Raw genomic sequence first — 20,976 nt, forward strand, 5'->3', positions numbered from 1 at the left:
CCCAATGTTGAGCGGCTTTTCTGATTCGTGAAATGATCTTTACTTTTCCGGCGTGACGCTTACCAGCACAGCTCGCACCATGCGGCGGTGGGTGTAGGTGTCGGTCTCTGCGATGTAGTTTTCGCAGGTGAGGAGGGTCAACCAGGGTGTTTCTTCATGTTTCAACGCGGCTTTTGTGTTGCTCGGCAGGATCAGGGCGCTGGCGGTTACTTCGAATGTGTAAACCTGACCGAATGCGTGGATCTTGATCTTGTCTCCGTATTGCAGGTTGACGAGGTTGGCGAACGGACCGGGGTTGTTGTTCGCATCCCATACGTGACCGGTAATGACCGAGTTGCCATCCCAGCCGGGGAATGCCGAACCGTTGAGCCAACCGCCTTTGTTTCCAAGCCATGACACGTCCCATCCGTTCTTTGTTTGCGGAATGCCCACGATCGGGATCTTTATTTTGAGGCGCGGGATTTCCATCCAAACGTCGGTGGCGGCGTATTGCTGATCTGCGGGTTGCTCCGGAAGTATGGTAATCTTCCCCGGCGCGAAGCCCGTCACAGGGATAAGGAATCCGGATCCCAGGTTTGAGTTATTGCCGCGTCCATTACCGTCGCCGTCTCCGTCACCGCCGGGAACGCGCGGCACGACGGTGAAGGTGATCGCCGTATCGTTGAGTCCGTCGTTTAATTCGTTGCCAGCCACATCCAGGATGGAAGTCGTTCCGCATACGAACAGTCGATAATTGCCGTCCGTGAGACCGATCCCACCATTGATGACAAAGGTGGCGATGAACGGACCCGCTCCCGTGCCATTGCTATACGTGGGGATGGCGATCGGGATGAGTACATCATCGGCAATCAAACCGCCCGCGCATGAAACGGTATCGAAGGTTTCGTTGGGACCATCATCCACCAAGAGGTAGTTGGCAGGGTTCGTGGCAGACCCGAGATCTGTGTTGCTAACCTGATTCACGTCTTTGCTGAAATTCACCGTTATTCTCGTGGTGTTGCGTCCCGTTACGCCGTTGTTGGCGGGCTCGCTCCCGATCACGGTTGGGTAGCCGAGGTCGACCATCCAGTTGTACGATGCGGGGGTGGGGTCTGGGTTGCCGGCATCGTCGATCGCGCGCACTTCAAAGATGTGAGGTCCGCCTGCCAGCGCTAGATAATTTTGCGGGCTTGTACATGCGGCGAAACCGCCGCCATCTAGCTGGCATTCAAAACTGGCGGTGTCTGGTGATGGACTGGAGAAGGCGAACGCCGCGTCCACGCTGTTTGTGACGGCGGGCGGGGATGAATCGATATCGGTGTCTGGTGTGGAGGTGTCGATCGTCCAAACGTACAATGCGGGCGTCGGGTCGGTGTTCCCGAAGGTATCCACCGCGGCGACTTCAAAGGTGTGATTCCCCGCGACAAGCGGACCAAACGAATTGCCGGAGTTGCACGGGGCGAAAGGCGCGCCGTCGATGCGGCAGACGAAAGTGCCTGTGGCGCTGGTACTGCTGAACGTGAATATCGGGGTCAGGTCGTTATCTGGGTCGGGCGGCGTAGTGTCGATGGTCGTGTTCGGGATGACGATCTGCGTGAGCACAGCGGATACGCTCCCGAAGAAGTCGGCGTCTCCGCCATAGGAAGCGGTAATGTTGTGCGACCCGGAGGTGAGAGCGTTTGTTGTGAAGGTCGCTACACCGGCGTTCAATGCGCCAGTTCCCAAGACCGTCGCGCCATCGTTGAATGTTACTGTGCCGGTTGGAACGCCGGTCGATGCGGTAACAATCGCGTTGAATGTAACCGCTTGACCCAGAACGGAGGGATTCGCGTTCGAGGTGACAACGGTGTTCGAGACTGTTTGTCCCACACCCTGAACATACGGCGCGGAAGTGCTGCCGGCAAAGTTGGCATCACCGCTATACACCGCAGTGATGGTATGCGAACCCGCGTTCAACGTGTTGGTACTGATGGTCGCCACCCCGCCTGCCAGGGTCACGGTGCCCATTGAGTTTGCGCCATCGTAGAACGTGACGGTGCCGGTGGGCGTTCCCGCGCTGGAGGTGACGGTGGCGGTGAAAGTGACAAGATCGCCCACGCCCGCCGGGTTGTTGTCGGATGTGACGCCGGTCAATGTGGTTGCCAGCGTGACGCTGAGCGTGCCCGTTCCAAGAATTACGTTGTAGTTCGGGAGCCGGCCGCTCGGGTCGTTCAATGTGGCGGTGATCGGATAATCACCCACTGCCGCCGCGGCGGGCGCCCCCGCGCTGGCGTAGGTGACGGTGATCGGATCGCTGTTTTGAATGCCGGTGATCGTGCCGGTAAACGCCGTGAAGACCGTTCCGTACACTTTGGATTTATCTGCGGGCGTCACGGTCAGGTCGCGTTGAGTCACGGTGAGCGTGCCCGTGTTGGATGTGACGGTGTAGTTGTTGAGTACGCCGGCCGGCGCGTTCAATGTGGCTGTGATCGGATAGGCTCCCACAATGGCGGTTGCCGGCGAGCCGGGGCTTGTGTAAGTTGCCGTGATCGGGTCGCCATTCTGAATGCCCACGATCGCGCCGGTAAAGGCGTTGAACACCGATCCGTAGACCTTGCTTGCGTCCGTCGGGGTAACAACCAGCCCTCGGGTATTTACGGTGAGTGTGCCGGTATTCAAGGTGACAGTGTAGTTCCCAAGCCGCCCACCGGGGTCATTGAGAGTTGCCGTGATCGGATACGATCCAATTCCCGCGGTGGCTATGGCGCCGGCGCTGGCGTAATTGGCGGTGATGATATCGCCGCCTTGAATGCCGCTGATCAGGCCGGTGAAGGCGGTAAACGTATCGCCATAGACCTTTGTCTTGTCATCCGGGGTGACGGTGAGGGCGCGCGGTGTGACCGTCAATGTGCCGGGTGTGTATGCAAAGACATAGTTATCGTCGATTCCGCCGGAGCAGGTGATCGGGAAAGCGCCTACGTTGTTATGCGGAACGGCAACTTGACAAGTTGGCGGCGTATCGACGACTGCCGGGGTGTCTCCATTGACGAAGCCTGAATAGGTGAAGGTGAAGACCGGGTCTGGGCTTCCATACACAATGCTCTGATCGTTGGCTGAGATGGTGAGAATGGATAAGCCCACCGACAGCGTGCCTGTGTTGAGCGTGATGGTGTAATTCGGCAGTCTATTGTCTGGGTCGTTCAACGTCGCGGTGATGGGATACGTTCCCACCGGCGCCGCGGCTGGCGCGCCGGGGCTGGCGTAGGTTGCGGTGATGTTATCGCCGTTTTGAATGCCGGTGATCGTGCCGGTGAATGCGGTGAACACAGTGCCGAATACTTTGGACTTATTGTCCGGCGTGACGACCAGCGCGCGCGGGGTGACGCTTAACGTGCCGATGTTCAGAGTCACCGTGTAGTTGGGTAGACGGTTCCCCGGATCGTTGAGCGTGGCGTTGATCGGGTAATCACCGATGGCGGCTGTGGCCGGCGCACCGGGGCTGTCATAGGTGACGGTGATCGTATCGCCTGCTTGAACGCCTGTGATCGTTCCAGTGAATGCGGTGAAAACCGCGCCGTAGATTTTCGTCTTATCGGCTGGCGTGACGGTGAGGGCGCGCGGCGTCACAGATAGTGTGCCTGTGTTGAGCGTTACGGTGTAGTTGCCGAGTTTGTTGTCGGGGTCGTTCAAGGTGGCTGTGATCGGGTAATCGCCAACATTTGCGGTGGCCGGCGCGCCGACGCTGGCGTAGGTGGCTGTGATGTTGTCGCCAAATTGAATGCCGGTGATCAATCCGGTGAATGCGGTAAATACATCGCCATAGACCTTCGTTTTGTCGGTCGGTGTGACGATGAGCGCGCGCGGTTGGACCGTGAGAGTTCCATCCACATAGACAAACGTGTACGCGTCGTCGGAGCCGCCGGAACAAACGATGGGGTAGGTACCCACGTCGGTGTGAGGACCAGACACACTACAGGTCGGAGGCGTGTTGATTACGCCCGGTCCGTCACCGGAGGCGAATCCTGTGTAGGTGAAGGTGAAAGTCGGGTCGGGATTTCCATACGTGATGGTCTGGTTATTGGCGGTGACGGTCAATACGGAGGAGGTAACGGTTAGCGTGCCGGTGTTCAAGGTTACGTTGTAGTTGCCAAGTTTCCCGGTGGGGTCGTTCAAGGTGGCGGTGATCGGGTAGGTGCCAACGGCGGCGGAGGGCGGCGAACCGGCGCTGGCATAATTGGCGGTGATGTTGTCGCCGTTTTGAATGCCGGTGATGGCGCCAGTGAACGCAATGAACCATGTGCCGTATTGTTTGGTCTGATCGTCGGGGGTAACGATGAGGTCGCGTTGGGTCACGGTCAATGTGGCAGTTCCGATGGTGAAGTTATAGTTGCCTAGTTTATTCGTGGGGTCGCTCAGTGTAATTGTGATCGGGTAAGTTCCCACCGGGGCAGTGGCAATTGCGCCAGGGCTCGAGTAGATCGGCGTGATGGCATCGCCGTTTTGCAAGCCGGTAACCGCGCCGGTGAAGGCGCTGAATGTATCGCCATAGATCTTCGATTGATCGTCGGGCACGAAACTCAGGTCGCGGCGATTGACCGTGAGGGTGCCGATGTTTTGTGTGACTGTGTAGTTGCCCAGTTTGTTATCAGGATCGACCAAGGTGATGGTGATGGGATACGAACCGAACGGGGCGGTGGCGGGCGCGCCGAGGCTGTTGTAAACGGCGGTTATGTTATCGCCGTTCTGGATACCGATGAAAGAGCCGGTGAACGCGGTGAACACTTCGCCATAGAGTTTGCTTTGGCTGTCCGAGATTGCGGTCAGGTTTCGTCGCGTTACAGTGAGTGTGCCGGTGTTGAGGGTGATGTTGTAGTTGCTCAACATGCCGTCGGGGTCATTCAACGCGGCGGTGATCGTATAAATCCCTACATCCGCAGTGGCAGGCGCGCCAGCGCTGTTGTAAGTGGCGGTGATATTATCTCCATTTTGGATGCCCGAAATAACGCCGGTGAACGCGGTGAACACTTCGCCGTACACTTTGGTTTGATCGTCCGGTGTGACAGAGAGCGCGCGCTGGGTGACGGTTAATGTGGCGGCGGGCGCCGGGTCGATCGTGACGATGTAGTTGCCCAACTTCCCATCGGGATCGTCCAGTGTGACAGTGATTCCGTACACGTCGACAATGGCTGTGGCGGGCGCGCCGAGACTGTCGTAGATCGGGGTGATGTTGTCGCCTGCGCGCAAGCCTGTGAACGCGCCGGTGTAGGCGCTGAACACGCTTCCGTAGACTTTTGTTTGCGCATTGGGGTTGAATGTCAGACTGCGCTGATTGACATCCATTTGCCCGTCGCTATACACGATCACATAGTTGCTCAAGCCGGTTCCCACTGCGGCGCTGGGCGTGATGGGATACGTGCCAACGACAGCCGCGGAAGGAGCGCCTGCGCTGGTGAGAGTCACACTGGTGACGCTGTCGCCGGGCTGGAGACCGACCACGCTAAACTCTGTGCCATTAAACGTGAATACATCGCCATAGGTCTTGGTTTGGTCGTCTGCGGTAATGGTCAACACGTTCGTGCCAACGGTCATTGTGCCGTTGACATACGTGATGGCATAGTTTGACAGCCCTGTGCCGACAGCCGCGCTCGGAACGATCGGATAGGTCCCAGCCGGCGCGGCGGCGGGCGCTCCGGCGCTGGTCAACGTGACGCTCGAAACCGAATCGGTGAAGATCAAGCCAGTGGTGGTGAACTCGGTTCCGGCGAAAGTGAATGTGGTTCCGTAGATCTTGCCCTGATTGTCGGCGGTGATCGTCAATGCTTTTTGCAGGACCGTCAGGGTTCCATCCACGTATGTGAAATCATAGTTATCATCCAAGCCGCCGGAACAATCGATGATCCCGTTATACACGCCGGCATTGACGTGGGGAGTCGGCGCATCGCATGTGGGAGGCGTGTCGATATCCGCCGCGTCATCGCCGAGCACGAATCCGCTGTACTGGAAGGTGAAGACCGGGTCGGCATCGCCGTAGGTGATGGTCTGCGGATCTGCGGTCACGGTCAAGGTGGCTTTATTCACCACCTGGCTCACGATGTTTGTTGTGCTGGTGGCGAATGTTCCGTCGCCGCTATAAACCGCGGTGATGGGGTGGGTTCCCACCACGAGCGAGTTGATCGTTAGGGTTGCTTCCCCGCCGACGATTGTGTTGTCTGTGCCGATGACAGTTGCGCCGTTGTAGAAGGTCACTGAGCCTGTGATCACACCCGGCGAGCCGGAGGTGATGGTGGCGGTAAACGTGACGTTCTGCCCATAAATGGACGGGTTGTTATCGGATGTCAGCGTTGCAGTGGTGAAACGCCGGACATTTTGAACATACGGGTTTGAAGTGTTATTGCTGGTGGCATAGTTATCGTTGCTATTGACGAAGCGCGCCGAGATGTTGTGCGAGCCGAATGTCAGCGTGCTGATGTTGAATGTGGCGACTCCGCCGCTCAAAATGGTTGCTGAGCCAATTTGTGTTGAACCGTCCCATAAGGTGACGGACCCAGCCGGAATGCCAGTGCCCGGCGCCGTTGGAGTGACGGTTACCGTAAAGACCACCATCTGGCCTTCGGCGGAGGGATTTACATCGGAGGTAACATTCACCTGGGTTGGGGCAGGCAGAATGGTGTGAGAGACCGCTTCCGAATCCGTATTGAAGTTGGCATCCCCGCTGTAGCTGACCGTCAGCCCATGCGGAACAGGGGCTCCAAGGAATGTGATCACATTCAAATTGCTGGTGGTGATCAAGGCAACGCCGGCGGCATCGAGCGTGGCGGTGATATTTTGCGCAGGGTTGCCACCGGTCAATGTAACCGTGCCGGTTGGCGTCCCAGCCGCAGAGGAGACGGTCACCGTGAACGTCATCGGATGGCTGTAAAACGACTGACTCGGGTTGGCGGCGGTATGCGGCGCCGGGTCGACAGAAACCGTTGTCGTTGCTCGCGATGCCGCAACAGTGCGGACCACATCCGGCGCGGGGTTGTAGTCATCGTTGCCCGCTTGTGAGGCGGTCAGGGTGCAAGTCCCTGTTCCGCTTGTCATCGTGACGGTATTTCCCGCGAGCGTGCATACGCCGCTTGCCACTACGGTGACGGGCAAACCAGAAGACGCCGTCGGATTGATCACAAAGGTCGAGCCATATGCCCGCGGGCTGGAGATTGCGGGGAAGTTGATTGTCTGATTGCCCTTGATGATCGTCAGCGTAAAGTTCTGGGTCGCATCAGGACTAATGCCGTTGGTGGCGGTAATTAAGAAGTTATACACGCCAACCGTGCCCGATGCGGGCGCGCCGCCAAAGACACCGGTATTGGTATTGAAGGTTACTCCGCTCGGCAAGGGGTCGCCGCTTAGAGTAAACGTTGGCGCAGGGAAGCCGGTGGTGGCTACTGTGAAATTGCCGGCTGTTCCCACCAAGAACGTTGTGTTATTCGCGGATGTGATCGTCGGCGCCTGATTGACATTCTGCACAAGGATGGCGGATGTGCTCGTTCCAAAATTGGCATCCCCAACATAAACAGCGGTAATATTGTGCGAGCCAACCGTTAATGTATTGGTGCTGAATGTAGCCACCCCGCTGCCGTCGAGTGTTCCGGTGCCGATCACGGTCACGCCGTTACGGAAGTTGACTGTTCCAGTGGGAGCGCCGCTGGTTGATGTAACCGTGGCGGTGAACGTCACCGTTTGACCCGCAACGGATGGATTAATATCGGAAACGACAGTGGTGGTCGTGCCGAAACTATAGGTAACTCTCACGCGAACGAGATCAAGAGAAATGGTTCCAGAGGTTGGAAAACCCGTTGATGTGAGGCGTACTCTGAAATTTGCGGCTGTAAAATCTCCCACTGCCCAGGCTCTTCCCCAAGTGTTTGCCGCGCCTCCAAGCGTGAATGTTGTTTCGGTTCCGCCGAAGGTGGTGCTGGGGTCGCCGCCGGTAAAGTTCCCGCCCGCATTCCATGAGAGGTCCACATCCGCCTCGCGCGATCCGCTTGACATACCCTCAATGGATACTTCGATCCCATTGATCACAGCGCCAGCCGGAATTGCCGGAAGGTTGAACGCGCAAACCAACTGGTTATTTCCGCCGGCGGTGGTAGCGTACACGTTGTTGGAGGACAACGCATTTGCGGGGTTGGTCCAGCCGGTACAGGATGTGGGGCTTTGCAAACCTGTATCCGCCGCGCGAACCGGGGCGGGTGTGGCGGCGCTCAATACCAAGAGAACCGCCAAGACCGCGGCAAAAAAATGTACATACAACTTCTTTGGGGCGAAGGACGAAATATTCATTTTTTCCTCACAAGGAATGAGAATGGTTGGGAAAGACGCGAAAAAACACTGCCGTTTTTACGGGAATCCCAACAACGCGCTTCAATTGCCACCCAAATTGCTGTCCGGTCTCGCTATCCCGGCCTTCTGTAGCGTAGACCAACCCAATCTCTCCCCTACCTGACAGCTTATAATCTGCTGAATAGTACTTATGGATACATTACAGCTTTGTTATTTTACGACGGAGTACTCGTGGAAACGTTACAAAAAGTTACATTTTCTGCAGGACGTTTATCACGAGAACTCGGGTGGCTCTGGTTATAATCGCGCGTAAGGATCGAATGAACTCCAAGCCCTCTCTTGCGGATAAACTCAAGTCGCTCGGCGTGAAGAAGGGAATCTCGCCTCTTCCTCCAGGGAAGCCTGATTCGCCCACCATCGACTCGATCGTGCGGGGTAGTTTTCTCTCCACTCCGCGCGGAGAGGTGTTCACCACAGAGCAAACCTTTCCTCAAAACCATCATTACGGCAATTCGGCTCTTCTTTCCTCTTTCCCTCTTTCTTTAGTTTCTCAGTGGGCAAATGATGTAAAAGTCGCCAGTCTTCCAGTCTCCAAATTTGCCTTTCTCGATACGGAAACCTCGGGTCTCTCCGGCGGGACCGGCACATACGCATTTCTCATCGGTGTGGCTCGCTTCATGGAAGGTCAATTCGTGTTGCGGCAATTCTTCATGCGCGATCCTGCCGAAGAAGCGGCATTGCTCGAAGGACTGGCGAATTTCCTCGCGCCGTGCGAAGCGTTGGTGACGTTCAACGGCAAAGCCTTCGATGCGCCGTTGCTCAAGACAAGATACGCGTTACACGATACGCCTTGCCCGTTCAATGGATATTCCCACGTGGATTTATTGCCTCTTGCGCGGCGGTTGTGGCGTGACCGGCTTGAATCGCGCGCATTGAAATACCTCGAAGAGCATGTGCTGGGGCTGAGACGTTCGAGCGAGGAAACGCCCGGGCACGAGATCCCCTGGTTGTATTTCGATTATCTGCGCACCGGCGACGCGACTCCACTGGCAGGGGTGTTCTATCACAACGCCATGGATGTGGCGGCGATGGCGGCATTGCTTGCGCATATGAATGATATGCTGGAGAATCCGTACGATGGCAATGTGCAACACGGGTTGGATTTTATCGCGCTTGGCAAATTGTTCGAGGATCTCGGTCGCGTGGAGGAAGCCGCGCGTTTGTACGAGCGTGGGCTTGAGTCGCCTATGGGCGAGATAGATTTCCACGTGGCGGTGAAGCGGTTGTCCATCCTGCAAAAGAAGCGCGGCGGGTATGAGGAGGCGGCGCGCTTGTGGAAAAAAGCGGCGCAGGCGGGTCATATCTACGCACATATCGAACTGGCGAAGTATTATGAACATAAAACGCGCGATGTGAAAGCCGCGCTTAAGTGGACGGTGTCGGCGCGCAAGCAGGCAGAACGCGCCGACTTGCCAGCCTACGAGCGCAAACACTGGCTGGATGAAATTGCTCATCGGTTGGCGCGTTTGGAGCGCAAAGACGGTTTATAATGGGCGTATTCTCTGCTTTGAAGGAGGAGCCATGGAGATCGTCGTTTCGAAACAAACGAGCCGTGTGGAAGTGACCATCGTGGGGTTGAGCGGCGAGGTGGATGGTCAGAATTTTCAGCAGGTGATCGACAAGGCGAAGGAGTTGTACGCTGCCGGCGCCCGTGATTTTTTGGTGGATATGAGCAGTCTAACGTATATCTCGAGCGCGGGTTTGGTGGCAATCCACAGCATTGCGCTGATGGTGCGCGGCGAGCCATTGCCGGATACCGAGGCGGGCTGGTCGGCATATCGCTCGATGGGAAAGACCAGGGAAGCCGGCAAACAGCAACATATCAAATTGTTGAACCCCATTGAACAGATCACAAGCGTTTTGGAGATGGTCGGGTTCGATAATGTGTTCGAGATCCATAAAAGCCTCGACGAGGCTGTGAAGTCGTTCTAGGCAATACAAGCGATGTGGAAGTTCCCACGTCGTTTTGATTTAACGGGAAATATTCCCATGCGGTATGGAATTCACCGCCAGCCGCGCGCGCGTTCGGGCTCGGCATGATCAACTTGTAATTTCGGGAGCGTCGAATGAAGCGCGGAACTCTTGGCAACTGGTTCGTGATCTTTCTGATTCTTCTCACAGTGATCGTCTGGCTGGTATTTCCGCCTGACGATAATGGACAGGAGAATTTCATCCGTCAGTACGCCGGTGAAATCATCGGCTCGGTCAACATTGTGTTGATGTCGGTGTCGTTGTTCCTCTCCACGCGCCCCAAGTGGGCGGAAAAATATTTCGGCGGGCTGGACAAGATGTATGTGACGCATCGCCACACTTCGACCGCCGCCCTGCTGTTGATCTTTGTCCATGTGTTGACCGTGCCCATCTCGTTGAGCGGCTGGGCGTTGGGCAACTATCTGGGTGTGATCGCTTTCACAGGGATCGTTTCCATCGCGCTGGTCAGTCTTGCGCCGCGCGTCCCGTTTTTGAACAAGATCACGGGCGGCACCTACGAGGGCTGGAAGAACCTCAAAAAATATGTCGGCATTTTCTTTATTCTTGCTTTCTTCCACTCGCTGACCATCAGTCATCCGCTGGATGCGTTCATTGCCATCAACTATGTGCAAATCTTTTTCGTGATCGGCGCGGTGTCGTATCTGTACACGGAAGTGTTTGGCGGGTGGTTCAAAAAATATATCCCATACACGGTGGAGGCGGTGAATCATCCGAACGGTTCGACCACCGAAGTGATTCTGCGCCCCAAAAAGAATCCGATTCAACGCCAGCGGGCGGGACAATTTCTCTTCGCGCGTTTCCCCAATGAGAAGAACCTGAACGAGTCGCATCCATTCACCATCTCCAGCGCGCCCGGCGAGGATGTGTTGCGTCTCACCATCAAAGCCTCCGGAGACTTCACCCGCGCCTTGTTCCATGAACTCAAACCCGGCGCGGATGCCATCGTGGAGGGCGCGCATGGCATGTTCGACTATAAGACCGGCGGGCAAAAGCAGATCTGGATCGGCGGCGGCATTGGCGTGACGCCATTCCTCTCATTCATCCGCGATATGAACGGCGATCTTCACCGCGACGTCGATTTTTACTTCACGGTGCGTCATCCCGAGGAAGCCATTTTTAAAGAGGAGATCGAAGCGGCGGCGAAGATAAACCCGCGCCTGAAGCCGCGTATCCGTTTCTCGTCTACAATGGGATCGTTGACCATCGAAGAAATTGCGGCGAATGCGGGCGGAAACGTCAGCGGGCATCACGTCTACCTGTGCGGACCGCTCCCCATGACGCAGGCGTTCGAGAAGAAATTCATCGAGCTGGGTGTGCCGCCCGAAAATATCCATTATGAAGAATTCAATTTCAGGTAATTCACTCGCGTTACGGGTTAACTGCGTAAGGTGAGTGAATACATCAGAACTTACGCAGTTGGCGGGCAGTTGTACTGCCGCCGCAACGCAACCACGGCGCAATAGGTTTAACTGCGCGCATCCTATCAATATTCCCCGGAGGAAACCATGACGCAAATTGACGATCTCGTAAAAATGGGCGACCGCGAAACCCTCTACGAACTGATGACCGAGGATGACGAATGGCTGACGCGCCTCGAATCTGCCGAAGGTCTGATCGAACTCGGCGACCAGCGCGGTTACGAATTCCTCATCTTGGTTACGATGGGCGACGACGAGGAAATGCTCGAGGTGGCAAATGAGATCCTCGCCTCGCCGCCAGCGATGAAGATGAAACGCCAGATCGAGTCGGAGCAACAGGCTGAACGCCGAACCCGTATCGAATCGGCGAAGAAGCGCCTGTCGCAGGGCGGAAAAGTCTATCGCTATAAAATGGTACACCTGCCGTCGAACGCGCTGATGGGCGAGGACCCGTTCAGCAAGGGATACGAAGTCCCCGCGCTCGACAATATCGGGCTGGATGGCTGGGAGGTTGTCCACGTCCTTCCGATACGACGCGCCATCGCCACGGGCGGCGAAAATGAATTGTTCACCGGGGTCTATTGCCTGCTCAAAAAAGAAATCCTGCCGGGCGAAAGCATTGACCTCGAAGGCTGATGAACTTTTTCCGGGCGCGAACCATCCATGCGGAAAAATAAAAACCGAATCCTCGTCCTGCTTGCCCTGCTGGCAATCCTGACGACGCGCGCCGAAATCGCGTATGCGCATCCCGCCGATGGGTACACTCACGTGATCCGCGCGGAGGTGACAGCGAAAAAACTTTCTGTCGATTGGGAGGTGAACCCCGGTCTGTTGTTGGTTGCCTATGCCTGGCATCAAGTGGATATAGACAAAGACAACGCCCTCAGCCAACAGGAAAAACAAACTTGGGCGCAAGCCACAGCGCGATTTCTTTCCGCTTCTATCGACGGGGTGAGCCTGCCTCTCCACCTGGAGGATTCAGCCTTCCCGTCGAGCCTGGAGGCGTTTCAATCCGGCGCGGAAACGATCGCGTTGCATTTCTCCGCAACCTGGGCGGCGCGCCCCGATGAATCGTTCGAACTGGTTCTGTTGAACATGCTGGAACCGGCGAAATCGACCAATTGGTATTTCATCGCCGCGCAAGACGAACTGAAATTTCCCACCCCGTTGCAGGAGGGCAACCGCATCGCAGTGACGTTCCTCCCGCCGGGGAAACAGCCAGCGGGCGAAACATCGTTATGGGCAGAATGGGATTCCGGCCTGCCATCGATTCCATCCGCGTCTCAAGAGTCTACTTTTCAGCCTGCCGAAAACGCCCCCCCCAGTCTTTCGGATGCCAACTCGCGCGAAGTTCTGCTGGACCTGATTCGCAAGCAGGAAGTTTCCACATCGTTTTATTTTCTGGCGCTCGCCATCTCGCTGGTGTTGGGCGCCCTGCACGCGCTCACGCCCGGTCACGGCAAGACGATCGTGGCGGCGTATCTCGTCGGTTCGCGCGGCACGTCCTGGCATGCGGTTGTGCTTGGGACGGTGGTGACGCTGACCCACACCGGCTCCGTGTTATTGCTCGGCGTTGTCACGTTAGCCGTCTCGCAATATTTTTTGCCCACCGTATTCATCCCGCTCCTCGAACTGCTCTCCGGCTTGTTGATCCTCGGGTTGGGATTGTATCTTTTGTTGCAACGCTATCGGGCTTGGAGGAAAAAGCCCGCCCCTCTCACGCGGAAGGTTTCGCTATCGCCGGTATCCACAAGGAAAGTTTCGGGCGCGATCACCATTCAAGCCCCTGCCGCCGGCTTGCACCATCATGGCGACGGCAAACTCCATTCGCATGATGTGCCGGAGACCATCACGTGGCGGTCGCTGATCGCGTTGGGCGTCAGCGGCGGGTTGGTTCCATGCCCCGATGCGATTGCCATCCTTTTGGTGGCGATCGCCATCAACCGCATCCTGCTTGGGTTGGCGTTGATCGTATCGTTCAGCCTGGGGCTTGCCCTGGTGTTGATCGTCATCGGCTTGGTCATGGTGAACAGCCGCCGCCTGTTCGACCGTTTCGGCGCGTTCGACCGCATTACGCCGGTCTTGCCGGTGGTGAGCGCCGTAGTGGTCTTTGCCCTCGGCGCGGCATTGACCGCCGGCGCGTATGCCTGGTTTGAGGATGAACTCGAGGCGGCGAGAGCAGGCTCCACTGGGGGAAACGAAGCGCACATCCTGTATCTTTCGGGAGGGGAAGAGGATATCCAACAATTATTCGTCACATCTCCCAACGGGACGATTCTGTTAAGCGGCGAACGCGACAACGTGGCGGGATACGCGCTTTCACCAGACGGTTCGCAAGCGCTCTACACCACCCGCACAGAAAAACTCGAAAACAGTCTCTGGCTGGTAAACCTGAGGGAGCGCGAACGAACAAAATTAATCGATTGTATGCAAGCGCTCTGCTCGCGTCCGGCCTTTTCTCCCGATGGCAACGAGATCGTCTACGAATACCTCAACTATCCGGATGGCAAGAACATATCGATCAGCCCGCGATGGATGGACCTGCGCTCCGGAGAAAACAAGCCGTTGTTCAAAACGATGAACTTCCCCGGCTCGGCTCCGCGTTGGTCGCCGGATGGCGCGTGGCTGAGTTATTCCGCCGCCGGCGGTTTGCGGCTATACAACACCAAGACCGGCGAAAGCCGCCTGGTGGAAAGTTTATATTCCTATGCCGCAGAATGGGCGCCGGGCGGCGATGCGATTTTGTATCTCGATGCGATCATCAAAGACGACCAGCAAGTTGTTCCGCAAGTATTCGTGTACCGGCTGGCTTCCGACACAACGCGCAACCTCAGCCCGGATACCGATCATGAGATTCTCTTCGCCGACTGGTCGCCGGACGGCAACTGGATCGCGCTGATCCGCCGCAACCTCGCCGACGAGCGCGGCAACCAGATCTGGCTGATGCGCTCGGATGGGAGCGAAGCGCGCGCCCTCACTGCTTTGCCCAGCCGGGCATACGGCAGTCTTGCCTGGTCGCCGGATGGGAGCCAACTGTTGTACGACGTAGAATTCATCGATTCGGAATCGTCCGAACCGCAACTGCAATTGATCGACATCCACACCGGGCAAATCACAGACCTCGACCAGCCAGGTTTCGGCGCAATGTGGCTCGCGCCGTAGCGCGCGCCGTTATTTTTTGGGAGACGTTCCATGCCTCGCTATTTTTTCATCATAACTATTTTTTTGACGGCGCTCTCTGCCTGCGGAGGAAGCCCCGCCTCATCCCCCAGTGAGGCTGTTTCGCCCGCCTCCACCGGGTCGCAACTTGAGGCGTTTGCCACCACCTCCATGCTTGCCGACATCGCGCAACGCGTGGCGGGCGAACGTGTCCGCATCGAATCCATCCTCCCCATCGGCGCGGATCCGCATTCCTATCAATACACGCCGCAAGATGTGACGAAAGTCGCCGATGCGAAACTGCTCATCCTGTTCGACTATAAAACGTACGAAACTTTTCTGGAACCGTTGCTTCTCACCGCAGGCGGCAACGCGGAATTTGTGTCCGCCGGCGCGGGTGTGAGCAAACGCGCCGATCTCGACCTGGGCGGATTCGATCCTCATATCTGGCTCGACCCGAACAACATCATCGTTTGTGTGGAAAACATCCGCGAAGGATTGACGCACTTCGACCCTGCCGGCGCGGCGGAATTCAAATCCAACGCGGACGCCTATGTCGCTGAATTGCAGACCCTCGACGCATGGATCGTCGAACAGGTGAATCAAATCCCCGCCGAGCGAAGGTTGCTGATCACGAATCACGAATCGCTCGGTTACTTTGCGGAACGCTATGGTTTTACGGTCGTCGGGTCTGTGCTGGAAAGTTTCAGTTCGGGCGCGTCGCCGTCCGCGCAACAGATGGCGGCGTTGATCGACCAGGTCAAAGCAAGTAATGCGCCCGCGATTTTTCTGGATGCCGGCGATAACCCCGCGCTCGCGGAACAAATCGCCGACGAAACTGGCGTCCGAGTCGTCGCTAATCTGCATCTTGAATCGCTGACCGATGGCGCGCCTGCCGCAACCTATATTGACCTTATGGAATACAATGTAACGCAAATTGTCGCCGCTCTCAAGCGTAACCCGTAAGTTGTAACACGTTTCCCCATGTATCCAAACTCGCCACACCAAACCAACCAACCCATCCTCGATGTGTCGCATCTCACCGTCCGCTACAATGGAAGGAATGCTCTCGAAAATCTCACGTTCCATCTGCACGAAGGCGAGCGCGTCGCCATTGTGGGACCGAACGGCGCGGGGAAAAGCACGCTCATCAAAGTGATCGCCGGAGTTTTGCAACCGTCTTCCGGCGATGTGAACATCTATGGGTCACACCCCGATAAGCATGTGTGCATCGGCTACATTCCCCAGCGCTCGCAAGTGGACTGGAATTTCCCTGTCACGGTCGCCGATGTGGTGATGATGGGACGCTCGGCGAAACTCGGTCCGTTCAACTGGCCCCGCAAAAAAGATTGGGACTTTGTGAATCACGCGCTCGAAACGGTGGAGATTCAAAACCTCGCCTCGCGCCAGATCAGCCAACTCTCCGGCGGACAGCAACAACGCATGTTCATCGCCCGCGCCATCGCGCAAGAATCCGAACTGATGTTGATGGATGAACCCCTCACCGGCTTGGACACGCCCTCGCAGGAGGGAATTTTGAATCTGCTCGACCGCCTCAAACAGGATAAGGTCACCGTGATGGTCGCCACGCACGACCTCGACCAAGCCGCGAGTCATTTTGATCGAATCCTATTGCTCAATCATCGCATCGTTGCGTTTGGCGTTCCGCAAGATGTGATGCAAACGAATAATCTCATTAAAGCTTATGGCGGGCGCTTACGATCTACAGATAATGGAAATGTATTAACTTTGGATGATTGTTGCGACGACGAACACGCATAATTTACGATTTACGATTGCCGATTTACGATTGTTTCATGGCGTAGTTGTTTTCCAGGATTATCTTGACTGATGATATTTCAAAAGGAGTTCACCATGGATGAGAAAATGTTCAAGGCACGGACGAAGAAGTTAGCTGTGGCGATCATCAAACAAATGGACAAACTTCCAAATTCGCGCGCGGCAGATGTCGTTGCAAGGCAGGTTATCCGCTCGGGTACTTCCGTCGGAGCGAACTACCGCGCCGCGTGTCGAGCCAAATCCACGCCTGATATGATCAATAAGATGAAGATCGTCGAAGAAGAAGCCGATGAGACCGAATACTGGCTTGAAATCCTTGTTGAAGCGGGACTTGCTCCTGAAGAGCAACTTGCCAGCATCCACAAAGAGACCGACGAAATCTTAGCCATGACCGTCGCCTCCCTCAAGACCCTCCGCAACCGCAAACCGTAAAATTAATCCTTCACGCCTCGTTACCTGCTTTTCATCAGAACGACTGAAGTCGTTACTACGGTCTCGCAATCTACAAAATCAATCGTAAATCGTAAATCCAAAATCGTAAATCGTAAATCGTAAATCGAATGTCTTTCCTCCTTACCCCTCTCTCTTACGAATTTATGCAGCGCGGAATGATCGCCGCCGTGCTGGTTGGGATCATCTGCGCGGTGGTTGGCACGTTTGTCGTGTTACGCGGCATGGCGTTCTTTGGCGACGCGCTGGCTCACACCATTTTGCCCGGCATCGCGCTTGGTTATCTCGTCAGCGGCGGCGCGCGTGAACCGCTGTTTTGGTGGGCGCTTGGCACAGCCGTCGTCGCGTCGCTGGGAATCGGCGCGATCAGCAAAAACTCTCAGATCAAAGAAGACACCGCCATTGGAATTATTTTCGCCGGCATGTTCGCGCTCGGCATCGCGCTCATTTCCACTGTCCGCAGTTACGCCGTGGATTTGAGTCACTTCCTATTTGGCGACGTGCTGTCCGTTTCGGCTCAAAGTTTGTGGCTGATTCTCCTCTTCGGCGGGATCGTCCTCTTCATCATTTTCGCCTTCTACAAGGAATTCACCACGCTGTCGTTTGACCCCATCCTTGCCGCCACGCTCCGCCTCCCAGTGGACTTGCTCAACAACCTTCTGCTCGTGCTGATCGCCGTCACCGTCGCCGTCTCGCTTCAAACGGTCGGAGTCGCCCTCATGGTCGCCATGCTCGTCACCCCCGCCGCGACGGCGTATTTGCTCACGAATCGTTTGCCAAAGATGATGCTTCTCGCCGCGATCTTCGCGTCGCTTTCTGGGGTGATCGGGCTGTATCTTTCCTATTACTTGAGTATCGCTTCAGGCGCGGCGATTGTCCTTACAGCGACGATGCTTTTTGTGGTTGTGTTTGGGTGGAGGAGGGTGAAAAGGTAATTAATTCAAAGAAAATTTATTGTTCCTATTAACCATATTTGCCTCACGTTGTAGTAACGACTTCGGTCGCTTACTTGCCGCAAATAAGCGACTGAAGTCGTTACTACAGTAAATCAATTTATGTTACTCTAATAGACGTTAAATATTTTTTCTAGACATCATCGTTTTTTTAAATTTTTTGGGCGGCTTCGAGGGAGTGGCTTTTCACCATAGATGGTTAATAAACTTTTCATGTGAGGGTCTGCAACCATAGATTTGCGTTGATTGGCGTTGATGTCGTTTAATAGGTTTTTCCATGAATCGTCGCTAACTTTCCATGTGCCATGAAAAGGTTCATCCAAATCCTCGATTATCATATAAATAAATATCACGAGTAATGTCACGCCAATGATTAAGATGATATCTAACACCCCGGTTTTGCTGGTAAAAACTGCAAAGTAGAAAGGTATAACGAATAAAATTGATGTAATCAAAGCTACGATACGTAGGCTGTCAAAAAGCCGTTGGCTTGCGAGAGAAATTCTATCACCTCGAATGTCAGTTATTTCTTTAAGTCTTTCAAACAATTCTGGCACGAGAAATTCTAGTAGCTTGTTGTTCATCATGTTTGAATGCATTAGTTGTCTAAATTGCTCTCTGATTTCTATCAATATTTCGTCCCCCGCAGTTCTTTCAGGTGTTGTACTTCTAACTAGACTTTCCTGAGTTTTTATCTCTTTCGGATAGTTTTTGATAACATGTTCCACATAACTTTTGAGTAACAACGAAATATTCTGCCCGGTTGCCGAACCTTCTTCTTTTAAATAAGACAAGTCCTCATATAGAATTCTAACCGCGTCTGCTTCTCTGTCGAACTCTCTGTCGATATCGTCAAGTTGCTCCCAAACGCGAACTAGTATTAGTGGAAGAAGGATGCCATAAAGAACGCCAAACCATTCAATGAAATTTGAAACAAACCAATTTGCTCCATCCGGCGGTGAAGTAAATTCAATACCGAAATATTGAAATCCAATATCTAAAATTTTCGCTACAAGAATTGCAAGCGGAATCAAATACAGTGATTTGAATTGTGGCGCATTGCCATTCTTTTGTTGCCTCATTTGGTTTTTCAAGAGTTTCAACTTGCTTTACTGACTGCTTAAATTTTTGACTTGGCACTTAAAAGATAAATAATTGAACTTGCCCAAATAGAGCCAATGGCTATGAGTCCATTGCTGCCTTGGGTGGTTTGTGTTGCTGAAAAGATTATGTTAGTTAATAACATTGGTACAACAACCAATGCGGTAAGTAAAACAGATTTCTGAAAAGGCTTAAACATTTTATATCTCCTTTGTCGATTTGTTAATATACTTACTGGCTGATGTATTGTGGGCAGCCAGGGGTAAATTCCGGCCTGGGGTAATAAAGATCATCAATCCAGGTAACCAAAGTTCCGTTTTCTCGCTGGAATGTCATGATAACATGAATATACGATCCCTTACTAACGACAACTGGTGTTTCTTGATCGAATTCCACGTATTTTTCACTTGAGTCTTCTGTGTCAGTGAAAGGTTCTATCATGTTGTTCATTTGCCAAAACGTAAATTTATATGGAAAAGTTCCATGGGCTATTTCAACGCCATAAATACGGACTGTATAAACTTCTTGTCTCGGATCACAAATGATGTAGTCGTCATGCCAAGGTCCGATCTTGAATTTGTCGGGTAAATTAGTCCCAACTGCATTTTTTACAGGTGATGGAAATAGTGAAGGGAAAATTATTACGGGTGATGAAGTTGAAGAAGGTTCTACGATAGGCGTAATCGTGATTGTAGGTGTTTGGCTTTGTGGAGACTCGGCAGATAATGTTATTACTGTGGTCGGGGATGCGGTGTTGGTGGCATTCTGTGTAGAACTTGCTTCTATTGAAGGCGTTGGGGTAAAGTGGGTATTATTAAAGAATGAAACTAACGAAGAAAGCAAAAGAATAACTACCACAATTATCCCTGCTATGATAGTAGCATTCCATAAAAGGCCGTTTTGACCAAGTTGTTTCCCATTTCTTTTTTTCGATTCGTGTTTCATAAATTTTATTCCAGCCCAATAAAGGAATTATTTTGGGAGAGGCTACAACGCCTTGCCCAATAACTATTCGATAGTACCATAGTCCTATCCATTTGTTAATAATTTTCGCAGGTTGCGGTTGGTTACGCACACACGGATTTGTATAGGCGTATTTGACTTGATTACGCTGTCAACCTGGTAATCTTGCTTCAAAAAGCGGATGCGTTCGTGTCAAATAAACTGAGCGATTTATGATTATTTCGCTCAGCTAGTGATTGCGTGAGAGCTATAACTTGGGTAAAACAGAGCCTTTCATTGATTTAATCCTCCCACCCTCATTCCCCACCCAAAGGAGTATCCCATGCCAACCATCGAAACCAGCGTGACCATTAGCAAGCCCGTCGAGAAAGTTTTTGAATACATCACCAATCTCGACAAACAGAAGAAATTGAGCGCCTACATCACCGGCGTCGAAGTGGACGGACCTGTCAAGTTGGGGACGAAGTACAAGATCGAGACCACCTCCATGGGGCATAAAAACACCACAACAAACGAAGTTGTCGCGTTTGAGCCGAACAAGAAATTTGGCGTAAAGACCTTTGCCGCGCCTCCCGCCTCAGATGTGACCAACACGTACCTCTTCGAAGCAGATGGCAACAATACAAGGCTCACCCTGCAAATGGACGCGACGCTCGTTCCCGCGGGAATGCCCAACGTCCCCGGTATGGAAGATATGATGAAGAAGCAAATGATGTCAGGTTTGGAAACCACCATGCAAAACATGAAAAAACAGATTGAAGGATAAGATGAATTGATGCAAGAACCTCCCGCCAGGA

General features: G+C 54.1%; 14 protein-coding genes. 10 read left to right on the forward strand and 4 right to left on the reverse strand.

All coding sequences use genetic code 11. From position 1 onward, the window contains the following. Window positions 1-39 precede the first annotated feature (39 nt). Window positions 40-8,283, reverse strand: a complete 8,244-nt coding sequence (locus AC16KF_RS15265; RefSeq protein ID WP_484038202.1) for a sortase — start codon at window positions 8,281-8,283, stop codon at window positions 40-42. 320 nt (window positions 8,284-8,603) lie between these two features. On the opposite strand from AC16KF_RS15265, the gene AC16KF_RS15270 reads away from it, so the two are divergent. The 9 genes from AC16KF_RS15270 (at window position 8,604) to AC16KF_RS15310 (ending at window position 18,097) form a co-directional block, all read left to right on the forward strand. Further along, window positions 8,604-9,833 carry a ribonuclease H-like domain-containing protein gene (locus AC16KF_RS15270; RefSeq protein WP_484038203.1) on the forward strand — a complete coding sequence of 410 codons (1,230 nt, stop codon included), beginning with the start codon at window positions 8,604-8,606 and terminating at the stop codon, window positions 9,831-9,833. A gap of 31 nt (window positions 9,834-9,864) precedes the next feature. After that, window positions 9,865-10,275 (forward strand): STAS domain-containing protein, encoded by a 411-nt coding sequence (locus AC16KF_RS15275; protein ID WP_484038204.1) that lies wholly within the window; start codon window positions 9,865-9,867, stop codon window positions 10,273-10,275. Between the two features lie 134 nt (window positions 10,276-10,409). Beyond that, complete coding sequence (locus AC16KF_RS15280; RefSeq protein ID WP_484038205.1) at window positions 10,410-11,693, forward strand: ferredoxin reductase family protein; 1,284 nt, start codon at window positions 10,410-10,412, stop codon at window positions 11,691-11,693. A 147-nt stretch (window positions 11,694-11,840) separates the two neighbouring features. After that, on the forward strand, window positions 11,841-12,389 hold the full coding sequence (locus AC16KF_RS15285; RefSeq protein ID WP_484038206.1) for a hypothetical protein: 549 nt from the start codon (window positions 11,841-11,843) through the stop codon (window positions 12,387-12,389). A gap of 27 nt (window positions 12,390-12,416) precedes the next feature. Beyond that, window positions 12,417-14,915: a HoxN/HupN/NixA family nickel/cobalt transporter gene (locus AC16KF_RS15290; RefSeq protein ID WP_484038207.1), complete on the forward strand. Its 2,499-nt coding sequence runs from the start codon at window positions 12,417-12,419 to the stop codon at window positions 14,913-14,915. A 30-nt stretch (window positions 14,916-14,945) separates the two neighbouring features. After that, complete coding sequence (locus tag AC16KF_RS15295) at window positions 14,946-15,878, forward strand: metal ABC transporter substrate-binding protein (RefSeq protein WP_484038208.1); 933 nt, start codon at window positions 14,946-14,948, stop codon at window positions 15,876-15,878. An 18-nt stretch (window positions 15,879-15,896) separates the two neighbouring features. Next, entirely contained in the window at window positions 15,897-16,694 is a 798-nt protein-coding gene (locus tag AC16KF_RS15300; protein ID WP_484038209.1) for a metal ABC transporter ATP-binding protein, read from the forward strand. A 93-nt stretch (window positions 16,695-16,787) separates the two neighbouring features. Next, window positions 16,788-17,144: a four helix bundle protein gene (locus AC16KF_RS15305; RefSeq protein ID WP_484038210.1), complete on the forward strand. Its 357-nt coding sequence runs from the start codon at window positions 16,788-16,790 to the stop codon at window positions 17,142-17,144. Window positions 17,145-17,272: 128 nt separating this feature from the next. Further along, the gene (locus AC16KF_RS15310) at window positions 17,273-18,097 is read left to right on the forward strand and encodes a metal ABC transporter permease (protein WP_484038211.1); all 825 of its coding nucleotides are present in this window, start codon (window positions 17,273-17,275) and stop codon (window positions 18,095-18,097) included. Between the two features lie 158 nt (window positions 18,098-18,255). Here the strand turns inward: AC16KF_RS15310 and AC16KF_RS15315 are convergent, their stop codons facing one another. The 3 genes from AC16KF_RS15315 to AC16KF_RS15325 are packed head-to-tail and all read right to left on the reverse strand — an operon-like array spanning window position 18,256 to window position 20,161. Further along, window positions 18,256-19,218 (reverse strand): bestrophin-like domain, encoded by a 963-nt coding sequence (locus tag AC16KF_RS15315; protein WP_484038212.1) that lies wholly within the window; start codon window positions 19,216-19,218, stop codon window positions 18,256-18,258. A gap of 17 nt (window positions 19,219-19,235) precedes the next feature. Then, a complete protein-coding gene (locus AC16KF_RS15320; protein ID WP_484038213.1) occupies window positions 19,236-19,415 on the reverse strand; it encodes a hypothetical protein in 180 nt (59 codons plus the stop codon). Between the two features lie 32 nt (window positions 19,416-19,447). Then, window positions 19,448-20,161, reverse strand: coding sequence for a hypothetical protein (locus AC16KF_RS15325; protein ID WP_484038214.1), 714 nt, complete (start codon window positions 20,159-20,161; stop codon window positions 19,448-19,450). Between the two features lie 340 nt (window positions 20,162-20,501). Here AC16KF_RS15325 and AC16KF_RS15330 point away from each other — a divergent pair, with 340 nt between their 5' ends. After that, complete coding sequence (locus tag AC16KF_RS15330; protein WP_484038215.1) at window positions 20,502-20,945, forward strand: SRPBCC family protein; 444 nt, start codon at window positions 20,502-20,504, stop codon at window positions 20,943-20,945. Window positions 20,946-20,976: the final 31 nt, after the last annotated feature.

The sequence above is a fragment of the Candidatus Defluviilinea gracilis genome (assembly GCF_057138825.1).